Origin of the sequence: Flavobacterium saliperosum (assembly GCF_900100625.1) — a bacterium.
Taxonomy (GTDB): domain Bacteria; phylum Bacteroidota; class Bacteroidia; order Flavobacteriales; family Flavobacteriaceae; genus Flavobacterium; species Flavobacterium saliperosum.
Genome location: NZ_FMTY01000015.1, coordinates 1 through 4340, shown reverse-complemented (window position 1 = coordinate 4340; position 4340 = coordinate 1). Strand labels below are relative to the sequence as shown.

Sequence of the window (4340 nt, the reverse complement as noted above, 5' to 3'; positions counted from 1 at the left end):
CAACACTTATTAAAATTACAAGTAAAATTATTTTGGATAAGTTTTTTTTAGATAACATTTTTCACGATTTGTTTTTGTAGCAATGTCGTACAACGTCCCGTGGCTTTGCGAAGTTTGGGTTTATATGTTCCCAAACCTTTCCATTAGGACTAAAGCAAATATACAAAAAGCTCGTCCCATTAAACACTCAAGCCCAAATTTCGCAAAACCACTGTTAGCGGCAGTAATTCTAATTATTTAAAAGAAGAAGAAATTCGCCCAATTAGATTTTCGACTAACTGTTTATTTTTTTCCTGATAAATTATTCTTAGATGAAATTGAATCCCATTTTTGATAATAGATTTATTGTAAAAAATTCCATCATCATTTTTTCCACTTATCACATACCAAGTATTTTTTTTGACTTTATATGTAACATTTTTTTCTTCCTTCAAGTCACTTTTGTATGTTTCTTCAAGATCTTTAATCGTTCCGTTTCCGAATGATTCTATACTTAATTGAATATCATCGTCAATAGTGTTGTTAAACCATTGTAGAGTTCCGCCGGCAACAAGAATTCCCTTTGAAAAATATTCAGGCAATTCTATTTTAATTCCATATTCAGAATCAAAAGTTTTCCATTTAGTTTGCCCATTTACGCAATTGATACAGAAAAGAAATAAAATGAGAAGTAAGTTTTTCATGCACAGTTTTTCCATTATTGCCGCTAACGTCCCGGGGCTTCATGAAGTTGGGGTTTATATATTCCCAAACCATTGCATAACCACGGAAGTCAAATATATGAAATAACCTTTAAATTTAGCCTTAAAGCCCCAATTTCATGAAACCCCTGTTAGCCGTTGTACTTTCTTTTAATGATATGTTTCATTTCTAATTTGCACATCTTTTTTTAATAAATATTCTTTCAATTTTGTCCAAGTATTATCTCTTAAGCTTCCAGCTTGATACATTTTTGATTTATAATCTTTTGTTATTATCCTCAACGAAGTTGACTGTTTATGTGGAGTTTCTATTACGAGTTCTTTTATATTATCTATTTCGTAAACTTTGTTAAACCAAAACCAAATGCTATTTTTTACAATAATGTATTTATCAGTAACAATAAAATAGTGCATTTTTGAACTGAATATACCACACATAAAAAGCCCAATACTGCTTAAAAATAATAAGGCTTTATAATTGCTAATTATTTTTGATGGATTTTGGAAAATCATAAATAGTATGAAAGCTATGAAACCATATAAAATCAATCCGTTTGCTGAGAGCAAATGGTTTCCATTGAACTCTATTTGATTTTTCAATTCTATTTGATTAAGCGATTTTTGATCTTTATCAATCCTAAAACTAAGTAAGTTCATTTCTTTTATATCTTCTGAAATTAGCTTTTTCACTCTGTCTAATAGAATTCTGATTTCGGAAATATTTGAGTAATTATCTGCCCAGATATATTTCACTTTTCCACTTTTTAAGATTAAAGTAGTTGCTTCCATTGGCATTGAAGCAAATAAAAAATTTAGATTTTCTTTCCCTGTAATTTTTATGCTTTTAATTTCTTGCCAGTTGTAAAATTCAGTTTTCAAATATGTAGAAAAACTTATACCAGATTTGTCTATAGTTATTTTCGGAAAGTTAATAATTAGATACCTGAATGAGTAAATTATAAAAACTAAGATAAAAAATGGAAAAACTAAATTAAACCAAGTGATTATATTTTCTGTTTTTAATTTTTCAAAGAATCTCAGTAGTAACATTCCTCCAATTCCTCCAAACAGTCCAACACTTATAAGAATAATAATGATATTTGGAATTACGCTAATTCTACTTGATATTTTTTCTTTCATATTTTAATTTTCGGTCATTTTTGGGAGTATAACGGCTAACGTCCCGCCGGCTTTGAGAAGGTGGGGGGTTTTTTGTACCTTTAGTTTGTTAATTCCTAAAGCCAAATATATAAAAAATTGTTGGAATTTTCCCTAAAACCCCACTTGCTCAAAACCGCTGTTAACTGCCGTTTATTATTGATATTTTCCAATTTTCGCAATCAAGTTCCATTTCTAAATGTCTGCTCCAATTCGTAAATTCATCACATGTAAAATTGAGTTTATTGCCGTTCCAATTTTTAAATTTAATCATATCCATTTCGATTGGACTTTCAAGTTTTGTTTTTTCTTTGATTGTCTTCTCTATTTTGGCGATATAATAATAGTAACCTAATATGAATTCTCCACTTGGTGCAACTGTCATGATATTATATGCTGGATGTTCTTCTATTTCTAAAAGATCACCGTTTTCAACTTTTAGTTGATATAAATAATCAGAAGTCAAAACTAAAATGATATTTAGCTTTTCTGATATTTGGACTTCTTTTGGAAAGCCACGAAATATTCCACACCATTCGTAATAATCATCATTTGTGAATTTTATTGTTGTCCAATTTTGAGAATTCCAAGCGCTTTGATTATCGTAAATTCTTTCCTCATAGGTTCCAGAATAAGTTTGGTTAATTATTTCTGCTTTTATTATCATTTCTGTTTACTCGAAAAGTTGTGGTTAAATGGCAGTTAACGTCCCGGGGCTTCATGAAGTTGGGGTTTATATATTTCCAAACCATTGAATAACCACGGAAGCCAAATATATGAAATAACCTTTAAATTTAGCCTTAAAGCCCCAATTTCATGAAACCCCTGTTAACTGCTGGTGCTTTAGCTTTATAGACAAAGGTTTTCACGCAACGTAAACATAAGTAGCTCTACACAGATTTACGTAACGATTAGACAAAGAATGTAAATTGGATTTGTGCTATGAAAAACTGAACTATGTGCCAAAGAAAAATGTTGTGAGCACTTGCAGTTAACGTCCCGGGGCTTCATGAAGTTGGGGTTTATATATTTCCAAACCATTGAATCATCACGGAAGCCAAATATATGAAATAACCTTTAAATTTAGCCTTATAGCCCCAATTTCATGAAACCCCTGTTAACTGCTGGTGCTTTAGCTTTATAGACAAAGGTTTTCACGCAACGTAAACATAAGTAGCTCTACACAGATTTACGCAACGATTAGACAAAGAATTTAAATTGGATTTGTGCTATGAAAAACTGAACTATGTGCCAAAGAAAAATGTTGTGAGCACTTGCAGTTAACGTCCCGCCGGCTTTATGTCAGTGGCGGATTTTTTATTACTGACGTTTACAAATATACCGAAAAGAGTGGAAGAAATACGTGAATTTTTATGCAGGAAGTGCGAGCAGAAACTTTTCCAAAAAATCCCAAGCCCCGCCATTGCATAAAACCGTTGTTAGCAGCTGTTTAATTATCAGCTTTGCTTTTCTTGTTTTTTCTTTTTCGAATAAAATATATTAAAAGTGTAATAATAGTAAATGTGAGAAATACAAAAAATCGAAGGTTTGTACTCGATGTTCCACCTTCGTTATCCCATGGTGCTCCAAATGTAATAGTTGTTAATATTGATTCTACCAGTCCAATAAAAAGTCTTCCTAAAATTCCAGAAAATCCATCTCCACAATCTTCGCATATTATAAAGCCGTAGATAAAACCTGTAATAGGAAATGAAAGTAAAAAACCAGTAATTGATGAAGTTATGAGTAGCTTTGTATTTGTTTTATTGTTTTCCAGCATTAAAAGTTATTTTTTTAGATTCCAATTAGGATTTAGATTTATGCACAACTTAAATTATGCACAAAGTTTTTTTATAAATAGCTGCTAACGTCCCGCCGGCTTTGAGAAGGTGGGGATTTTTTGTACCTTTAGTTTGTTAATTCCTAAAGCCAAATATATAAAAAAAATGTTGGAGTTTTCCCTAAAACCCCACTTGCTCAAAACCGCTGTTAGCAGATGTGGCTTTCATTTTTCTCAATTTTTCTCAATTTTTTTCAACGTTTTTCAATTTTTTTTCCACAAGAAAATAAATTAAACCCAATCCGCTAAAAAAAAATATTAAAATTGGTACTCTGGCATTCAACTCTCCGTTGTCAAAAACTAGAGATAATGTTATCATAAATACATAAAGTACTATCAAATAGCTTGAAGCATACTTATTTGCAACTGTCCAATGTTCCAAACTTTTTTTAGCGCTACCTAACTGATAACCGTATAAATAATTCGGTTTTTTTGGAGGAAATAATTTCAAACAAATAGCATATAATAAGAAGATTGATAAAATTAACGTCATAGCTTTTTTCTTTAATTTAGGTATTATTCACGATGTTGGTTGCCATTTCTGCTAACGTCCCGCCGGCTTTATGAAGTGGCGGAATTTTTATTACTGATGTTTACAAATATACCGAAAAGTTAGAAAGAAAAAGGCTGAATAAAAAGAA

The 4340-nt window shown here is 30.9% G+C and carries 5 protein-coding genes; all 5 read right to left on the bottom strand.

Annotated elements, in window-relative coordinates; genetic code table 11:
• Positions 1-233 precede the first annotated feature (233 nt).
• Positions 234-683, bottom strand: a complete 450-nt coding sequence (locus tag BLQ05_RS13520; RefSeq protein WP_023577493.1) for a hypothetical protein — start codon at positions 681-683, stop codon at positions 234-236.
• Between the two features lie 168 nt (positions 684-851).
• Positions 852-1841 carry a hypothetical protein gene (locus BLQ05_RS13515; protein ID WP_023577494.1) on the bottom strand — a complete coding sequence of 330 codons (990 nt, stop codon included), beginning with the start codon at positions 1839-1841 and terminating at the stop codon, positions 852-854.
• Between the two features lie 160 nt (positions 1842-2001).
• The gene (locus BLQ05_RS13510; protein WP_023577495.1) at positions 2002-2526 is read right to left on the bottom strand and encodes a hypothetical protein; all 525 of its coding nucleotides are present in this window, start codon (positions 2524-2526) and stop codon (positions 2002-2004) included.
• A 783-nt stretch (positions 2527-3309) separates the two neighbouring features.
• On the bottom strand, positions 3310-3639 hold the full coding sequence (locus BLQ05_RS13505; RefSeq protein WP_035655114.1) for a hypothetical protein: 330 nt from the start codon (positions 3637-3639) through the stop codon (positions 3310-3312).
• Between the two features lie 244 nt (positions 3640-3883).
• Complete coding sequence (locus tag BLQ05_RS13500; protein WP_035655116.1) at positions 3884-4192, bottom strand: SdpI family protein; 309 nt, start codon at positions 4190-4192, stop codon at positions 3884-3886.
• Between the last annotated feature and the right edge of the window lie 148 nt (positions 4193-4340).

Coding starts and splice junctions, on each gene's coding strand:
- BLQ05_RS13515 (WP_023577494.1), bottom strand. CDS start 1,841: ATGAAAGAAAAAATATCAAGTAGAATTAGCGTAATTCCAAATATCATT.
- BLQ05_RS13510 (WP_023577495.1), bottom strand. CDS start 2,526: ATGATAATAAAAGCAGAAATAATTAACCAAACTTATTCTGGAACCTAT.
- BLQ05_RS13520 (WP_023577493.1), bottom strand. CDS start 683: ATGAAAAACTTACTTCTCATTTTATTTCTTTTCTGTATCAATTGCGTA.
- BLQ05_RS13505 (WP_035655114.1), bottom strand. CDS start 3,639: ATGCTGGAAAACAATAAAACAAATACAAAGCTACTCATAACTTCATCA.
- BLQ05_RS13500 (WP_035655116.1), bottom strand. CDS start 4,192: ATGACGTTAATTTTATCAATCTTCTTATTATATGCTATTTGTTTGAAA.